Here is a 16884-nt window from a genome sequence, read left to right on the forward strand (position 1 = left end):
CGGTTGCGCGCCGCGTCCGAATCCTCTATGGCTCAAGTCCCGTGGTGCAGCGGTTTCTTGAGACCTGACTCGCACGATTTCCGGCCCGCGATTCGAGGCCCAAAACACGGGGGACCGCCGCCCAATGGCTCGTTACATCTTCATCACCGGCGGCGTCGTCTCCTCGCTCGGCAAGGGGCTCGCCTCGGCCGCGCTCGGCGCGCTCCTGCAGGCGCGCGGCTTCTCGGTGCGGCTGCGCAAGCTCGACCCCTATCTCAACGTCGATCCCGGAACGATGAGCCCCTTCGAGCATGGCGAGGTCTTCGTCACCGATGACGGCGCCGAGACCGATCTCGATCTGGGACATTACGAGCGCTTCACCGGCGTGCCCGCCCGCATGACGGATTCGGTCAGCTCCGGGCGCATCTATTCCAACGTGCTCGAGAAGGAGCGGCGCGGCGACTATCTCGGCAAGACGATCCAGGTGGTTCCGCATGTCACGAACGAGATCAAGGACTTCCTCCATATCGGCGAGGACGAGGTCGACTTCATGCTCTGCGAGATCGGCGGCACGGTGGGCGATATCGAGGGCCTGCCCTTTTTCGAGGCGATCCGCCAGTTCAGCCACGACCAGCCGCGCGGGCAATGCATCTTCATGCACCTGACCCTCCTGCCCTATCTGGCGGCGTCCGGCGAGCTCAAGACCAAGCCGACGCAGCACAGCGTCAAGGAATTGCAGTCGATCGGCATCGCGCCCGACATCCTCGTCTGCCGGTCCGAGCATCCGATCCCCGAAAAGGAGCGCGAGAAGATCGCCCTTTTCTGCAACGTGCGCAAGGAAGCGGTAGTCGCCGCCTACGATCTGAGCTCGATCTACGAGGCCCCGCTCGCCTATCACCGCGAGGGGCTGGATCAGGCCGTGCTCGACGCGTTCCAGATCGCGCCCGCGCCGCGTCCCGATCTGGGTATCTGGCAGGACGTCTCGGACCGCATCCACAACACCGACGGCGCGGTCAGCATCGCCATCGTCGGCAAATACACCCAGCTCGAGGATGCCTATAAATCCATCAAGGAGGCGCTCACCCATGGCGGCATGGCCAACCGCGTCAAGGTGAAGGTCGAGTGGGTCGACGCCGAGGTCTTCGACACCGAGGAGCCGGCCCTTCATCTCGAGGGCTTCCACGCCATCCTCGTGCCCGGCGGCTTCGGCGAGCGCGGCACGGAAGGCAAGATCAAGGCCGCGCAATTCGCGCGCGAGCGCAAGATCCCCTATATGGGTATCTGCCTCGGCATGCAGCTCGCGGTGATCGAGGCCGCGCGCAATGTCGCGGGGATCAAGACCGCGGGCTCGGAGGAATTCGATCACGAGGCCGGCGCGCGCCGCTTCGAGCCGGTGATCTATCACCTCAAGGAATGGGTGCAGGGCAACGAGAAGGTCAAGCGGAAGGTCACCGACGACAAGGGCGGCACGATGCGCCTCGGCGCCTATGACGCGAGCCTGAAGGAAGGCAGCCGCGTCGCCGAGATCTACGGCGCCACCGCCATCGAGGAACGCCACCGCCACCGCTACGAGGTCGATATCAAGTATCGCGATCAGCTCGAGGAATGCGGCCTGCGCTTTTCGGGCATGTCCCCCGATGGCCGCCTGCCCGAGATCGTCGAATGGGCGGACCATCCGTGGTTCATCGGCGTTCAGTTCCACCCCGAGCTGAAATCCAAGCCCTTCGCGCCGCATCCCCTGTTCAGCGATTTCGTGCGCGCCGCCGTCGAGACCTCGCGCCTCGTCTGAGGCGCGGCGCTTGGGGCGATCGGCGGGATCGGAGTATTTTCGCCAAGATGAAGCCGGGCGCGCGCGCCCTTTCTTCTTGCCGGAAATATCCCCGCCGGAGGCTCCCGCCCTCTCGGCGCGCGCCACGTCTCGCGCGGCTCAGCCCGCCATCAACGCCTCGGCTGCGGCGCGCGCGGCCGGCGTGATCGTATCGCCCGAGAGCATCCGCGCGATCTCGTCCACGCGCTGATCGGGGCCGAGCGGCGTCACGGTCGAGAGGGTCATGCCGTCCTCGACGCGCTTTTCCACGCGCCAATGATGCGCCGCGAGCGCCGCCACTTGCGGGCTGTGCGTGACCACCAGCACCTGGCCGCCCGACGCGAGGCTGGCGAGGCGGCGGCCCACCGCATCGGCGGTCGCGCCGCCCACGCCCCGGTCGATCTCGTCGAAGATCATCGTGAGGCCCGGCTGCGCACCGGTGAGGCACACTTTCAGCGCCAGAAGAAAGCGGCTGAGCTCGCCGCCCGAGGCGATCTTGGCGAGGGGGCCAGAAGGCGCGCCGGGGTTCGTCGCGACGCGAAAGGCCACCTCGTCGATGCCGTCGGGGCCGGGAGGGATCTCGCTCATCTCGGTCTCGAAGACCGCGCGCTCCATCTTGAGCGGCGCAAGCTCGGCCATGACGGCGGCGTCGAGCCGCCCCGCCGCCTCGGCCCGCGCGGCGCTGAGCGCGCTGGCCGCGTCGTCATAGAGCTTGCCCGCATGTTTCAGGGCGGCGCGCAGGCCCTTGAGTTCGGCATCCCCGGCATCGAGCGCGGCGAGGCGCGTCTCGAGCCCTTCGGCGAAGCTGCCGAGCTCGTCGGGCATCACGTCATGCTTGCGGGCGAGCGCGCGGATCGCGAAGAGCCGCTCTTCGACCTCCTCGAGTTCCGATGGGTTGAAGGCCAGCACCTCGAGACATTCCTCGGCGCCGCGCGCGGCCTCATCGAGTTCGATCATGGCGCGGTTCAGCGCGGCGATCACCGGCTCGAGCTGGCCGTCGAGCTGCGCGCCCGCATCCTCGAGCCAGCGCAGCGCGTCACCCGCCGCCCCCTCGGCGCCGTCGCCGCCCAGGGCCTGCGCGGCCTTTGCGATGTCGGCGCGCACGCGCTCGGACGCCTGCATCATGCGCCGCCGCGCATCGAGCGCCGCATCCTCGCCCGGCTCGGGCGCTAGGGCGCGCATCTCGGCGACGGCGTGGCGCAGATACTCCTCCTCGCTGCGCACGGCCTCGAGCGCCGCCTCGGCGCGCTCCAGCGCCTTCTGCGCCGCCTGCCGCCCGCTCCAGGCGCTGCGCAGCTCGGCGCGCAGATCGGCGAGCCGGCCGTACTCGTCCAGAAGCATCCGGTGTCCGCGCGGGTTGAGAAGGCCGCGATCGTCATGCTGACCGTGAAGCTCGACCAGCGTGTCGCTGAGGCTGCGCAGCACCTCGCCCGAGCAGCGGCGGTCGTTGACCCACGCGGTCTTGCGCCCATCGGCGCTGTTGACGCGGCGCAGGATCAACTCGTCCGTCGCGGGCAGCCCCGCCTCCTCGAGCACGGCATGCGCGGCATGGCCCTCGGGCAGATCGAACACCGCCGTCACCTCGCCCTGCTCGGCGCCGCTGCGCACCAGCTCGGCGCGCCCGCGCCAGCCGAGGACGAAGCCGAGGCTGTCGAGCAGGATCGACTTGCCCGCTCCTGTCTCGCCGGTGAGCGCATTGAGGCCAGGCTGGAAGGCGAGTTCCAGCCGGTCGATGATCAGCATGTCGCGAATGTCCAGACTGCGCAGCATCGCCTCAAACCCGCCGGGAGGGCATACGCCCCCCGCCCCGTGTTACAGCCACTCGCCCTTGATCATCTGGCGATAGACCTGCGCGAGCCAATTGTCGCCCCGCGCCTCGAGCGCGAGACCCCGGCGGGTGAGCAGCTCGTAGCTGTCCTCGTACCAGCTGGTCGAGCGGAAATTGTAGCCGAGGATCGCGCCCGCCGTCTGCGCCTCGTCCGTGAGGCCGAGCGACAGATACGCCTCGACGAGGCGGTGAAGCGCCTCGGCGGTATGCGAGGTGGTCTGGAAATCCTCGACCACGACGCGGAAGCGGTTGATCGCAGAGGTGAAGTGATCGCGGCGCAGATAGTAGCGCCCCACTTCCATTTCCTTGGCGGCCAGATGGTCGAAGGCAAGATCGAATTTCAGCATCGAGGTGCGGGCGTATTCGCTCTCGGGATAGACCTCGATCACGCGGCGCAGCGATTGCAGCGCCTGGAAGGTCAGCCCCTGGTCGCGGCCCACCTCGTCGATCTGGTCATAATAGCTGAGCGCGAGCAGGTATTGCGCGTAGGCCGCATCCTCGTCGGTCGGGTAGAAGTCGATATAGCGCTGCGCGGCGCTGCGGCTGGCCTCGTAATCGGCGTCGCGGTGATAGGCGTAGGCCTGCATGATGACCGCGCGCTTGGTGAGGTCCGAATAGGGATAGAGCCGCTCGATCTCGGCGAAGCTCTGCGCCGCGAGGGCGGGCCGGTTCGACGCAAGGTCGTACTCACCCCGCTCGAAGATCTGCTGCGCGGTGAAATTCTCGTAATCCACATCGCCGCGCTCGACCTGGCCGTTGACGCCGGTACAGGCCGCGACGGCCGCTGTCAGAAGAAGGGCGCCTGCCGTCTTGATGGTCAGAACCCGCGCCTGTTTTGCCGCCAGTCTTGCGCGCCGTGTTGCGCCCTGTCTGCCAAACGTCATGCTAGATAAGCCCTTCTTCGCCTCTGATCGGTTTGTAGCCCAATCACCACGCCGGTGCCAGCACGGAATCCGGCGCGCGGGGGCGCTGCGGCGGCGCAAATCCATGCATGAGGGGAGGGTCAGGCGACCTGCGGAATCTCGGCCCAATGCACACCTGCGCCGGGAAGCTTGGCGGCGAGGGACGCGTCGCACGTGACCCATTCGAGCGCGCCGGGCTGATCGAAAAGCGCGTGCAGCAGATCGTTGGTGAGCGCGTGGCCCGCCTTGTGGCCCCGGTAATGGGCCAGAAGCGGCGCACCGGCGAGCGCAAGATCGCCGAGCGCGTCGAGCATCTTGTGGCGCACCGCCTCGTCGCGGTGACGCAGACCGCCGGGGCTGAGCACCTGCGCGCCATCCACCACCACCGCGTTCTCGAGCGAGCCGCCGAGCGCGAGACCATTGGCGCGCATCAGGTCCACATCGGCCTTGCGGCAGAAGGTGCGGCTGTTGCTCAGCTCGCGCACGAAGCTGCCATTGGCCATGTTCAGCACCTTTTTCTGGGTGCCGATCGCGGCGTCGTCGAAGGCGATGTCGAACTCGATGGTGAGCGTATCGCTCGGGCTGAGGCTCGCCCAAGCATCGCCGCGCTGGACGCGCACGTCGCGCAGCACGCGGAGCGCGCGCACCGGCGCGGACTGGCGGCGAAGACCGGCGGCGAGAATGCCGCGCACGAAACCGATGGAGCTGCCGTCGAGAATGGGCACTTCGGGCCCGTCCACCGTCACCAGCGCGTTATGCACGCCGCAGCCCATGAGGGCCGCCATGACATGCTCGACCGTCGACAGCTCGAGCCCGCCTTCGCCGCGCAGCCGGGTGCAGAGCGGCGACTGGTGCACGAGGTTCCAGCGCGCGGGGATATCGGCCGCGGTACCGGCGCTGCCGCCATCCGTATCGAGCCGGCGGAAGGTGATCCCGCTGCCTTCCTCCGCCGGATGGATGACCAGCCGCGCGGGACGGCCGGAATGCAGTCCGACGCCGTCGAAGGTGATGGGGCTGGAGACGGTATGTTGCAACGCGAAGTCCTTGGATCGGGAAGCCGGATCGCTCCGGCGAAGATGCAGATGGACAGTTTGGGGCCATCCGCGGAAGTTAACGGAGGGTTTAAGCGCCACGTTCCTCCGCCTCAACTCAATCTTTGCAACGGATTGAAACATGCCGTTGCCCGCATTGGGCAGCTATCCGCCGAGCCGGGATTCCACCATTTTCGTCAATGGGTTGAAGACAGGATTTCAGGCGCATTTTCACAAAAAAAGACCGCCCTCGGGGCGGTCTTTTCATCTCATTGCGTCAGTTTCGTGACGGCCGCTCAGTTCGCCTGGCGGCGCAGGAAGGCCGGAATCTCGATCTGCTCGTCGCGCTCTTCCTCAGGCTCGTGGCGCGCGGAGGTCTGCGGCGCGTGCTGTGCCGAAGGCTGGCCCTGGACGCTGGGCTGCTGGCGCGGCTGGCGGGGCGCCTCGGCCTCCTGGCCGTGGCCGGTCATGCGATTGAGGAGCGAATTGATCCCGAAGCGCGGACGCTCGGCGGGGCGCTCGGCCTGGGGCTGCTGCTCGCGCGGCTGGGGCTGCGCTGCGCGCGACTGGGGCGCGGGCGCGCCGCCCGGACGGCGCGAGGCGGCGTTGCCGACCGCACTGTGAAGGCGGGCCAGCGCCTCGGGCGACGGCGTGCCGGGCGCCGGAGCGCGCGGCGCGACATAGGCGTCGAGATCCTCTTCCTCCTCGTCCATCGCGCGGGGGCGATAGGCGGGGGGCGGCAGGTCGTCATCGGCGCGCGCGGCAGGGCGCGGCGCGGGCGCACCTTCCTCGCGCGGCTCGAAGATGTCTTCCATCTGGTCCTCGGCGGCGGCGCGCTCGGCCTCGACCTGGCTGAAGAGCGACGGCTCGGAGGCTTCCTCGGCGCGGGCCTGAACGGGCTCGGCCTTGGGCGCCGGTGCGGGGGCCGCGGGCTTGGCCGCCACCTCTTCGCGCTCTTCCTCGATGCTCGAGATCTGGCGCAGCGGCTCGGCCAGCGAGCGGCGCGGCACCGGGATGTCGTTCACCGCGGGCGATGCGTCGATGCCCGTCGCGACGACGCTGACGCGCATCATGCCTTCCATCGAGGGGTCCATGGTCGAGCCGACGATGATATTCGCCTCGGCGTCCACTTCTTCGCGGATCCGGTTAGCGGCCTCGTCCAGCTCGAAGAGGGTCAGATCGTGCCCGCCGGTGATGTTGATGAGAACGCCCTTGGCGCCCTTGAGGCTGATCTCGTCCAGAAGCGGGTTGGCGATCGCCTTCTCGGCGGCCTGGATCGCGCGATCCTCGCCCTCGGCCTCGCCGGTGCCCATCATGGCCTTGCCCATCTCGTCCATGACGGCGCGCACATCCGCGAAGTCAAGGTTGATGAGGCCCGGACGGACCATCAGATCGGTCACGCCCTTCACGCCCTGATACAGGACATCGTCGGCCATCGAGAAGGCCTCGGTGAAGGTCGTCTTCTCGTTGGCGAGGCGGAAGAGGTTCTGGTTCGGAATTATGATGAGCGTATCGACGACCTTCTGGAGCGCCTCGACGCCCTCCTCGGCCTGTTTCATGCGCTTGGCGCCTTCGAACTGGAAGGGCTTGGTCACGACGCCGACGGTCAGAACGCCCAGCTCGCGCGCGGCCTGCGCGATGATCGGCGCGGCGCCCGTGCCGGTGCCGCCGCCCATGCCGGCGGTGATGAAGCACATATGCGCGCCCGCCAGGTGATCGACGATCTGCTCGATGCTCTCTTCGGCGGCGGCGGCCCCGACCGAGGCGCGGGCACCCGCACCCAGACCCTCGGTGACCTTGACGCCCAACTGAACGCGGCTTTCGGCGTTCGATTGCTGGAGCGCTTGGGCGTCCGTGTTCGCAACGACGAAATCGACCCCATCCAGCTGCTTTTCGATCATGTTGTTGACCGCGTTGCCGCCTGCTCCGCCGACACCGAAAACGGTGATGCGGGGCTTGAGCTCTTCGCGTCCGGGCATGGTGAGATTCAATGTCATTGCTCTGTCCGCCTGTGTTTTTAGCTTGCGCTTGCGCCCACATTCGCGGGCCATTTTTCTGCCTTAATCGCCATTATTACCGAGCCGCGCCCGGATCGTCACCTAAAAAACGCCTTTTTGCCACCAAATATAGTCACTTTTTCATCCCTTTTCGCGGGATTTCGCCGATGACACCCGATATTGCGGTCACCAATTGTCCTTGAACCATTTCACCGCCCGCTTGAGCGACCGCTGCGGGTAGCGATCGACCGGCAATTCGAAGTCCCACCACTCGTCCTGCGGATTGGCCGCGAAGAGGCACATGCCCACGGCGCTCGCGAAGCCCGCGCCCGTCGCGGCCTGAGGCAGGCCATGCACGCGCAGGGGCCGCCCGAGGCGCACCTGCTGGCCGAGAATGCGCGAGGCGAGCCCGTCGAGACCGGGGATCTGGCTGCCGCCGCCCGTCAACACGATCTGCTGGCTGGGCAGGCAATCGAAGCCCGCCGCATCGAGCCGCGCGCGCACCTCCTCGAGAATTTCCTCGACGCGCGGGCGCATGATGCCGATGAGCTCGGCGCGGCTGACGCTGCGGCGGTCGTGATCCCAATCGCCGGTATCGCCGTGGATCTCAATCATCTCGCGGTCGTCCATGCCCGTGGCGACGACGCCGCCGTAGAAAGTCTTGATCCGCTCGGCCGTGGCCGTGGGCACCGAAAGGCCCATGGAAATGTCGGAGGTCACATGCTCGCCGCCCATGCGCACGCTGTCGCAGTAGATCATGTGCTTCTTGATGAAGATCGAGATGCCGGCCGTGCCGCCGCCCAGATCGATGCAGGCCGCGCCCAGCTCCTGCTCGTCCTCGACGAGGCTCGAGATGCCCGACACATAGGCCGAGCTGGCGACGCCCGCCAGTTCCAGATCGCAGCGCTTGACGCAATGGGCGAGGTTCTGGATCGCCGCGCCATCGACGGTCAGCATGTGCAGATCGGTGCTGAGCGTGTTGCCGATCTGGCCGCGCGGGTCGATCAGACCCGAGCGGTGATCGAGCGCGAAATTGACGGGCTGGGCATGCAGCACCTCGCGGCCCTCGCCGAAATCGGGAACCTCGCAGGAGGACAGAACGCGGCTCACATCCTGCTCGGAGACCATGTGCCCCTCGAGCTCGACCTGGCCGGCCAGACCATAGCTGCGCGGCGCCGCGCCCGAGAAACAGGCGATGACGTGATCGACGCGCATGTTGGCCATCTTCTGCGCGGCCTGAACCGAGGTGCGGATCGCGCGCTCGGTCTCGGCCATCGCGTCGATCTCGCCGAAGCGGACCCCGCGCGAGCGGGTGGTGGCCGCGCCGATCACCCGGAACCCCGCCTGCCCCGCCATCGCGCCGATACCGTCGTCGCGGCGCGGGCTGGTGCCGTCGAAGCGCAGCACGAGGCATGCGATCTTGGACGTGCCCACGTCCAGAACCGCCACCACGCCCCGCTGCATCGCCGCGCGGCGCATGTTGCGCATCGCGCGCTGGGATTCATAAAGTTCGATCATTCTGCGCTCGTCCCCACCTGTTCGTTCCTCACGCGCCACCATTCGGCGTTCGCGCTTTCCTTCATCCGCAGCGTCGGGCGATCCGACAGCCGCATGTCCACCACCGCGATATCGCGCTCCAGCATGTCCTGCGCCTCGTTCAGCACGATCACGCGCTCGAGCGCGCGCACCGGCTCGTCTTCGGGCAGCATGATGCGCTGATCGCGGTCCAGCACGACGTCCCAGCGCCGCTCGCCCATCCGCACGAGGCCCCGCAGCCGCCCCGCGAGCGGCGCTGCGGCGGCGCGCACGGCCAGCGCCTCGCTCACCGCGTTCTCGGCGCCCGCGCCGGTCAGCACCGGAAGATGCGGACGCTCGCCGCGATGGGCGGCGGCGTCGATCGCGACGCCCGCCTCATCCACCACGATCAGCCCGCCCGGCACGCGGATCATCGCGGCGGGCTGGCGCTCGCTGATGCGTATCTCGAGAACGCCGCCCTGCCGCACGCGCACGGCGGCGGCGGCCACGGCGGGAATGTCCTCGACCGCGGCGCGCACCGCGTCGAGATCCATGTCGAAGGAGCTGGCGGGCAGCGTATAGGTGAAGCTGTCGCGCACCTCCTCGGCCACGCGGTCGCTCGCGCCCTCGACGGCCAGGAGCTTGACCATGAATTCCGGGCGCGTCTGGATCTGGTGGCGGATCTCGGTGACGGCCACCTGGAGGCGCTGCTGAACCGCCGGATCGGACAGGTACCACGTCCCGATGCCGAAGCTGACGCAGAAGGGAATGCCGAAGCGCAGAAGACGCCGGTAGAGCGGCGTCAGCAACACGCGCTGCATGCGGTAGGACCAGCGCGACGGCGCTGGATCGGATTTCATGCCTACCTGTCGCATGATGCATCCTCCACCATCCAGCGGCAGAGAGCGCCGAAGCTCATGCCCGCCGCCTGCGCCTGCTCGGGGCTGAGCGAGGTGGGCGTCATGCCCGGCTGCGTGTTCGTCTCGAGCAGGATGAGGCCCTCCGTCCCCTTGCTCTCGTCCCAACGGAAATCGGTGCGGCTCACGCCCCGGCAGCCGAGCACCTCATGCGCGCGGAGCGCGTAGTCCATGCACAGATCGAAGATGTCTTGCGGGATCTCGGCCGGCACGACATGGCGCGAGCCGCCGATTTCGTATTTCGCCGAATAGTCATACCAACCATCGGTGAGTATATCCGTCACCGTCAGCGCGCGGTCGCCGACAACCGTGGTCGTGAGCTCGCGGCCCGGCGCATACGCCTCGACCATCACCCGCTCGGGCATGTCGTCCGAAAGCTGCGCGGGCCCGTTGGCGGCCTCGTGCACGATATAGACGCCGACCGAAGAGCCTTCGTTGTAAGGCTTCACGACATAGGGCGGCGCCATCGGATGGGCCGCGCGCACATCGTCGCGGCGCGCGATGATGCTGGGCACCACGGGCAGCCCTGCGGCGCGGTAGGCGGCCTTGGTCGCCTCCTTGTCCATGGCGAGCGCCGAGGACAAAACGCCCGAGTGCGTGTAGGGGATGCGCAGCCATTCCAGGAGGCCCTGCACGCAGCCATCTTCGCCCAAGCGGCCATGCAGGGCGTTGAAGGCGATGTCTGGGGAGATGTCGGACAGCTTTTGCGCGAGGTCCGCGCCAGCGTCCACCTCGACGACGTCATAGCCCTCGTCCCGCAGCGCGGCGGCGCATTCGCGCCCGCTCGAGAGGGACACGTCGCGCTCCGCCGACATGCCGCCCATCAGTACCGCAACCTTGGGGTTTGTTCTGCTCGAACGAACCACCGATCTGCCTCAATGTCCCGGGCCTTTTGCGACCCTGCTTGTTATTACGAACCTTTAAGATTCTGTTTTACTGGTCTTTTTTTCGTATCCGTCGCGGGGGCCTGACCCGCGGGGGCCGGCTCGCCGACCCTCATGATTTCCCACTCTAACTCTATTGCGCTGGTTTGAAAAACCTTTTTTCTGACATCTTCGCCCAGCCCCTCGAGATCGGCCGCTGTCGCGCCCCCGGTATTCACGAGAAAGTTCGAATGCATCGGGCTCATCTGCGCGCCGCCGCGCCGCGCGCCGCGCATGCCGGCCTCGTCGATCACCTTCCAGGCCTTGAGATCGTGCACATCGTCCGCCTGCCCCGTGCTGCTGTATCCGGCCGGATTGCGGAAGGTGCTTCCGGCGGTGCGCTCCTTGGTGGGCTGCGTCTCGTCGCGCTTCTCGATCTGCGCGTCCATCTTGGCGGCGAGCGCCTCGGGATCGCACTCAGGGCCGGTGAAGGTGCCGGAAATCAGGACCCAGCCTTCCGGCAGATCGGTCTGGCGGTAGCGAAAGTTCAGATCCTCCGCGCTCAGCGTGACGATCTCGCCCCGGCGTGTGACGGCGCGGGCCGAGACGAAGGCATCCGCCGTGTAGGTGCCATAGCAGCCCGCATTCATGCGCAGCGCGCCGCCGATGGCGCCTGGAATGGTGCGCAGGAACGTGAGGTCGATCCCCGCCTCGGCGGCCCGGCGCGCCACATGCGCATCGAGCGCGGCGGCGCCCGCCGTCACTTCGCGCCCATCGATTTCAATGGCGTTGAAGCCTCGGCCCAGCCGGATCACCACCGCGCGCAGCCCCCCGTCCCGCACGATGAGATTGCTGCCCACGCCCATGGGAAAAACCGGAATGGACGGATCGAGATCCGCGAGGAACGCGGCCAGATCCGCCTCGTCGGCGGGCTGAAAGAGCCAATCGGCAGGCCCGCCCACGCGTAGCCAGGTCAGATCCGCAAGGCTGCGCTGCGGCGTGAGGCGCCCGCGCGTTTTGGGCATCGCACCGCTCATTTGCGCGCCGCGCGCCGGATCAGCCCGACGATCAGCCCGAGAAGGCCGCCCGCGAGCCAGATCGGCAGGATGAGCCCGGTGAAGATCGCCGCCGCCCGCCCCGCGTCGATGCTGAACGCGGCCCAGGCCAGCGCCATGATGGCGAGGCCGCAAACGCCCCAGCCGATCAGCACCGCGTGGCTGCTGCGGCGCATCGCGACCCCGTGAAAGACGCCCGCGCCGACGCAGAAGGCCGCGATCGCGCCGAACGCGAGAACGGGAGGCAGTCCGAGAAGGAGTGCCGTTCCGACATATGCCGTGCCGCCGGTCACTTCTCGGCCAGTTCGGGGGTCATCTCGGGCGTCATTTCGGACGCGGCGCCGCCCGCCTTGTCGCCCCGCAGCCAGCGCCACAGATAGACCACCGGCCAGCGCAGGATCGAGACCGCCGCCAAGAGGCAGATGAAGCCCATGAAAGGCCCGGTCTGCCACGTCACGTAGCCGACGATGGGAATGCCTACCGCGATCAGCCCGTAAGCCGCGCGCCAATGCCGGTCACGGCTCGGGGTCATCGCCAGGATGTTGGCGGAAAGAGCCCAGAGGCAGGCCAGTATCAGCGACGTGGGCATGGGGCTATCCTTCCTGCATTTCCGTCTCTCTGAGCGCGTCTGGCAGGCGATTGGCCCAGCCGCTGATGGTGCCCGCCCCGAGGCAGACCACCATGTCGCCCGGCCGCGCACGGGCGCGCACGAGACGGGCCAGATCCTCCTCGCCCTCGATGGCATGCGCATCGCGGTGGCCACGGTCTCTGAGGCCCGCCACCAGATCCTCGCGCGTCGCGCCCTCGATCGGGTCCTCTCCCGCCGCATAGACGGGCGCGATGGCCACGACGTCGGCCTCGTTGAAGCAGGCGCAGAATTCCTCGAAATGATGGTGCAGGCGCGTGAAGCGATGCGGCTGATGCACGGCGATCACGCGGCCCTCGGTCGCGTGGCGCGCGGCCTTCAGCACCGCCGAAATCTCGGTCGGGTGGTGGCCGTAATCGTCGATGATGGTCACGCCGTCCACCTCGCCCACGCGGGTGAAGCGGCGATTGACGCCGCCGAAGCTGGCCAGCGCATCGCGGATCTCGGCGGTCTTCATGCCCAGATGACGCGCGACGGCCACGGCGCTCAGCGCGTTCGAGACATTGTGATCGCCCGGCATGGGCAGGGTGCAGCCCTCGATCATCTTGCCCTCGGCCTGAAGCGCGATGTCGAAATGCGCGATCCCGCGGGCATAGCGCAGGTTCACCGCACGCACGTCGGCCTGCGCATTGAAGCCGTAGGTCACGACGCGCCGGTCGGTGATCTTGCCCACCAGCGTCTGCACATCGACATCGTCGGTGCAGCAGACCGCGAGGCCGTAGAAGGGGATATTGCTGACGAAATCCTCGAACCCCTTGTGGAGCGCGGCGACGGTGCCCCAATGCTCCATATGCTCGGGGTCGATATTGGTCACGATGGCGATGGTCGCGGGCAGCCGGTTGAAGGTGCCGTCGCTCTCGTCGGCCTCGACCACCATCCACTCGCCGCCACCGACGCGCGCATTGCTGCCATAGGCGTGGATCACGCCGCCATTCACGACCGTGGGATCGAATTGCCCGTGATCGAGCAGCGCGGCGACCATCGTGGTCGTCGTCGTCTTGCCATGCGTTCCGGCCACGGCGATGTTCGACTTGAGGCGCATCAGCTCGGCCAGCATCTCGGCGCGGCGCACAACGGGAAGACCCCGGCGGCGCGCCTCGTCCAGTTCGGGATTGCCCGGCTTGATCGCCGAGGAAATCACGACGACCTCCGCATCCTCGAGATTTTCCGCGCGCTGGCCTTCGAAGATCAGCGCGCCATTGGCCTCGAGCCGGTCGGTCAACGGCGTGCGCTTGAGATCGGAGCCCTGCACGACATAGCCGTGATTCAGAAGCACCTCCGCGATGCCCGACATGCCGATGCCGCCGATGCCGACGAAATGAATGGGGCCGACATCGCCGGGAAGTTTCGTGGCTGCGTTCATTTAGCCTTTGCCTTTCTGAGCGATGTGTTCGACCAGCTGCGCAAGCTGGAGGGTCGCGTCCGGAATGCCGCATCCGAGGGCCGCCTGCGCCATCTGGGCCGCGCCGTCGGGATGGGTCATCACCGTTTCGATCTGCTGCGCGAGCGCGGTGTGATCGAGACGGCTCTCGGGCACGATAATGGCCGCGCCCGCCTCTTTCAAACCCTTGGCATTGGCGGTCTGATGATCGCCCGCCGCCGCGGCATAGGGGATGAGGATCGACGGGCGCCCGATGACCGACAGATCGGCGATGCTCGACGCGCCGGCGCGGCTGATGACGAGCTGCGCCTCGCTCATCCGGGCGGGCACGTCGCGGAAGAATTCCTGAACGTCGGCGTCGATGCCGTTCTCCGCGTAATAGGCGCCGACGCGCTCGAGATCCTCGGCGCGGGCCTGATGCGACACGCGGATGTTGCGCAGGATCGCCATCGGCAGGCTGGCGATGGCGGGCGGCACCACGTCCGACAGGATGCGCGCGCCCTGGCTGCCGCCGATCACGAGGATCGACATGGGGTAGTCGCCCGGCGGGATATAGCCTGCGCCCGCGCGCTCGGCCACGGCGCCGCGCACCGGATTGCCGACGTGATAGCCCTCGATCCCTTCGGGCAGATCGGTGGGCCAGGTGCCGCAGGCCACGGCATCGACGCGGGAAGCGAAGGCGCGGTTCACGCGTCCCAGAACGCCGTTCTGCTCGTGCACGGCGCGCGGAATGCGCAGGATCCACGCCGCCGCGAGAGCCGGGATCGTCGGATAGCCGCCGAAGCCGATCACCACATCGGGCCGGTCGCGGATCATGCGCCACATGGCCGCGATCACGCCGCCCGCGATGCGCAAGGGGGCCGCGATCTTGGCCACAACACCGCCCCGCGCGAAGCTGGCGCTGGCGATCTGCTCGATCCGGGTCGTATGGGGAAAACCGCCGGTGTAGCGCGCGCCGCGCGCATCGGTGCTCAGCTTGACGCGCCAGCCCTCGCGCAGCATGTGCTCGGCCAGCGATTGCGCTGGGAACATGTGCCCGCCGGTGCCGCCGGCGGCCATCACGATGAGAGGCTGGCGACGGCTCATCGCGCGCGCCCTCGCAGGATGTCTCCGATCTCGCCCTGGGGGCGCGAGCGGGTGAAGGCGAAAAGCATGCCGACAGCGATGCCCCCCGCGATCAGCGACGAGCCGCCATAGCTGACGAAGGGCAGCGTCATGCCCTTGGCAGGCAGCAGGCGCACCGCGACGCCCATGTTGATCATGGCCTGAACGCCGAAGATGCAGGCAAGGCCGGTGCCGGCGAGGCGGATGAAGGGATCGCGCTCGCGCATCAACCGCAGGAGCGAGCGCACGACCACCGTGCCGTAGAGCGCGAGGATGCACAGCACCAGAACAAGGCCGTATTCCTCGGCGGCGACGGCGATAATGAAATCGGTATGCGCGTCGGGCAGCGACCATTTCACGGTCCCCTCGCCCACACCGACCCCGAAGAAGCCGCCCTCCTGAATGGCGTTGGTGGCGAAGCCGAGCTGCGTCGTCGGGTCCACGTCCGGCGACAGGAACCCGTCGATGCGGCGCGCGAAATGCTCGGAGTTGGAATAGGCGAGCGTGCCAACCATCACGACCGCGCCGGCCATGAGACCGAGCAGCAGGATCGGCGCGCCCGCGATGAAATACATCACGCCCCAGGCGAAGAGAACGAGCGAGGCCTGCCCGAAATCGGGCTGAAGCGCGAGAAAGGCGACGATGATGATCGTGAGGATGAAGGACCAGCTCAGACCCGGAGGCCCGCCGATCTCTCGGCTCGCCGCCATCATCCATGCGGCGACGACGACGAAACCGGGCTTGAGGAATTCCGAAGGCTGGATCGACGCGAAGCCGAGCGAATACCAGCGCACCGCGCCCTTGCCGAAATCCGTGCCGAGGACGGGCAGCATCATCAGCGCCAGAAGCGAGACAAGAAAGCCGATGACGGCGAGACGGCGCACCAGAAGCGGCGACATCATGGATGTCAGCAGCATCGCCACCATCGCCAGCCCGCCGAAGAACATCTGCCGCTGGACGTAATGGAAAGGGGCGAAGCCGTTCTTCTCGGCCAAAGGCGGCGAGGCCGCAAAGCCGAGCAGAAGGCCGATGCAGAAGAGCATCAGCACGCATGACATCGACCATTTGTCGATCGTCCGCCACCACTTGGGAAGGATCGGCTCGACATCCCGCACGGGTGCCGATCCGTAGACCATCTCTGTCATCTGAGCTGCCGCCTCGTGCCTCGAACATCGCCCCTTTACGGGGTCTATCCGCCTAGTCTAGCAGCAATGCGGTCTTGAGGAAAGCCTCGTTTGAGCCGGCCCGCCAAGGCTGCGGGCCGGCGCGGCGTTCAGGCGGCGGCATGCGTGCCGCGGATCGGATAGCCCTTCTCGCGCACGAAGGCGAGGCCCTTGGCGAGGCCGCCCAGATCGGGCCGCGCGAAAGGCGCGTTCGAGATATCGACGATCTGGAGCCTGCCCTCAGCATTGACCACGAAAAGGCCCGGCTCGGGGAAGGGCCTGTCCGTCTCCTCGGGACTGCGCGGGTCCGACACGAAAAGGCCGAGAGCGCGCATCTGCGCGATGTCGAGACCGTAGCCCATCGGAACGCTCGAGCCGGTCTCTTCGGCCATCGCGAGCGCCTTCTCCTCGGGATCGCCCGAGACGGTCACCACATCGACGCCGATCTCGTGAAACGCGCCTTTCACCTCTTCGAGCTTTTTCAGATAGCTCTTGCAGATCGGGCAATGGAGCCCGCGATAGACCACGATCATCTGCCAGTCCCGGCCCTCTGCCGGCGCCCCGAGCGTGAGCGTGTCGCCGCCGAGCCGTGCGACCTGCTGACGTGGAAATTCCTGTCCTGCATCGAGCGTCTTCATGTCGTCTCTCCTTTCGCGTTCGCATCCTCGCCGACACCTGGTCCCGCCCTGCCCCGGA

15 protein-coding genes are annotated in these 16884 nt (G+C 67.5%); 1 reads left to right on the forward strand and 14 read right to left on the reverse strand.

Features of this window, described 5'->3' with window-relative positions:
* Positions 1 to 124 precede the first annotated feature (124 nt).
* Positions 125 to 1768: a CTP synthase gene (locus ACGRVM_RS05100; RefSeq protein ID WP_377168036.1), complete on the forward strand. Its 1644-nt coding sequence runs from the start codon at positions 125 to 127 to the stop codon at positions 1766 to 1768.
* A 138-nt stretch (positions 1769 to 1906) separates the two neighbouring features.
* Here the strand turns inward: ACGRVM_RS05100 and recN are convergent, their stop codons facing one another.
* The 14 genes from recN to ACGRVM_RS05170 all read right to left on the reverse strand — a co-directional run bounded on the left by recN (position 1907) and on the right by ACGRVM_RS05170 (position 16826).
* Positions 1907 to 3556 (reverse strand): DNA repair protein RecN, encoded by a 1650-nt coding sequence (recN, locus tag ACGRVM_RS05105; protein ID WP_377168034.1) that lies wholly within the window; start codon positions 3554 to 3556, stop codon positions 1907 to 1909.
* Between the two features lie 42 nt (positions 3557 to 3598).
* Positions 3599 to 4498, reverse strand: a complete 900-nt coding sequence (locus ACGRVM_RS05110; protein ID WP_377168032.1) for an outer membrane protein assembly factor BamD — start codon at positions 4496 to 4498, stop codon at positions 3599 to 3601.
* 119 nt (positions 4499 to 4617) lie between these two features.
* Positions 4618 to 5550 (reverse strand): UDP-3-O-acyl-N-acetylglucosamine deacetylase, encoded by a 933-nt coding sequence (gene lpxC / locus ACGRVM_RS05115; RefSeq protein WP_377168030.1) that lies wholly within the window; start codon positions 5548 to 5550, stop codon positions 4618 to 4620.
* 293 nt (positions 5551 to 5843) lie between these two features.
* Complete coding sequence (gene ftsZ / locus ACGRVM_RS05120) at positions 5844 to 7544, reverse strand: cell division protein FtsZ (RefSeq protein WP_377168028.1); 1701 nt, start codon at positions 7542 to 7544, stop codon at positions 5844 to 5846.
* Between the two features lie 186 nt (positions 7545 to 7730).
* On the reverse strand, positions 7731 to 9062 hold the full coding sequence (gene ftsA, locus ACGRVM_RS05125; RefSeq protein ID WP_377168026.1) for a cell division protein FtsA: 1332 nt from the start codon (positions 9060 to 9062) through the stop codon (positions 7731 to 7733).
* Positions 9059 to 9919: a cell division protein FtsQ/DivIB gene (locus ACGRVM_RS05130; protein WP_377168024.1), complete on the reverse strand. Its 861-nt coding sequence runs from the start codon at positions 9917 to 9919 to the stop codon at positions 9059 to 9061. The genes ftsA and ACGRVM_RS05130 overlap by 4 nt, the downstream gene beginning before the upstream one ends.
* A gap of 2 nt (positions 9920 to 9921) precedes the next feature.
* A complete protein-coding gene (locus tag ACGRVM_RS05135) occupies positions 9922 to 10842 on the reverse strand; it encodes a D-alanine--D-alanine ligase (protein WP_377168022.1) in 921 nt (306 codons plus the stop codon).
* Between the two features lie 44 nt (positions 10843 to 10886).
* Positions 10887 to 11864 (reverse strand): UDP-N-acetylmuramate dehydrogenase, encoded by a 978-nt coding sequence (murB, locus tag ACGRVM_RS05140; RefSeq protein WP_377168020.1) that lies wholly within the window; start codon positions 11862 to 11864, stop codon positions 10887 to 10889.
* 8 nt (positions 11865 to 11872) lie between these two features.
* A complete protein-coding gene (locus ACGRVM_RS05145; RefSeq protein ID WP_377168018.1) occupies positions 11873 to 12187 on the reverse strand; it encodes a hypothetical protein in 315 nt (104 codons plus the stop codon).
* Positions 12184 to 12483 carry a DUF2484 family protein gene (locus ACGRVM_RS05150; RefSeq protein WP_377168016.1) on the reverse strand — a complete coding sequence of 100 codons (300 nt, stop codon included), beginning with the start codon at positions 12481 to 12483 and terminating at the stop codon, positions 12184 to 12186. Before ACGRVM_RS05150 ends, ACGRVM_RS05145 begins: the two co-directional genes overlap by 4 nt.
* A 4-nt stretch (positions 12484 to 12487) precedes the next feature.
* Positions 12488 to 13903, reverse strand: a complete 1416-nt coding sequence (gene murC, locus ACGRVM_RS05155; RefSeq protein WP_377168014.1) for a UDP-N-acetylmuramate--L-alanine ligase — start codon at positions 13901 to 13903, stop codon at positions 12488 to 12490.
* On the reverse strand, positions 13904 to 15007 hold the full coding sequence (locus ACGRVM_RS05160; RefSeq protein WP_377168012.1) for a UDP-N-acetylglucosamine--N-acetylmuramyl-(pentapeptide) pyrophosphoryl-undecaprenol N-acetylglucosamine transferase: 1104 nt from the start codon (positions 15005 to 15007) through the stop codon (positions 13904 to 13906).
* A complete protein-coding gene (gene ftsW, locus ACGRVM_RS05165) occupies positions 15004 to 16170 on the reverse strand; it encodes a putative lipid II flippase FtsW (RefSeq protein ID WP_377168010.1) in 1167 nt (388 codons plus the stop codon). The genes ACGRVM_RS05160 and ftsW overlap by 4 nt, the downstream gene beginning before the upstream one ends.
* A gap of 128 nt (positions 16171 to 16298) precedes the next feature.
* Positions 16299 to 16826: a redoxin domain-containing protein gene (locus ACGRVM_RS05170; protein WP_377168008.1), complete on the reverse strand. Its 528-nt coding sequence runs from the start codon at positions 16824 to 16826 to the stop codon at positions 16299 to 16301.
* Between the last annotated feature and the right edge of the window lie 58 nt (positions 16827 to 16884).

Origin of the sequence: Roseovarius aquimarinus (genome assembly GCF_043661195.1) — a bacterium.
Classification (GTDB): domain Bacteria; phylum Pseudomonadota; class Alphaproteobacteria; order Rhodobacterales; family Rhodobacteraceae; genus Roseovarius; species Roseovarius aquimarinus.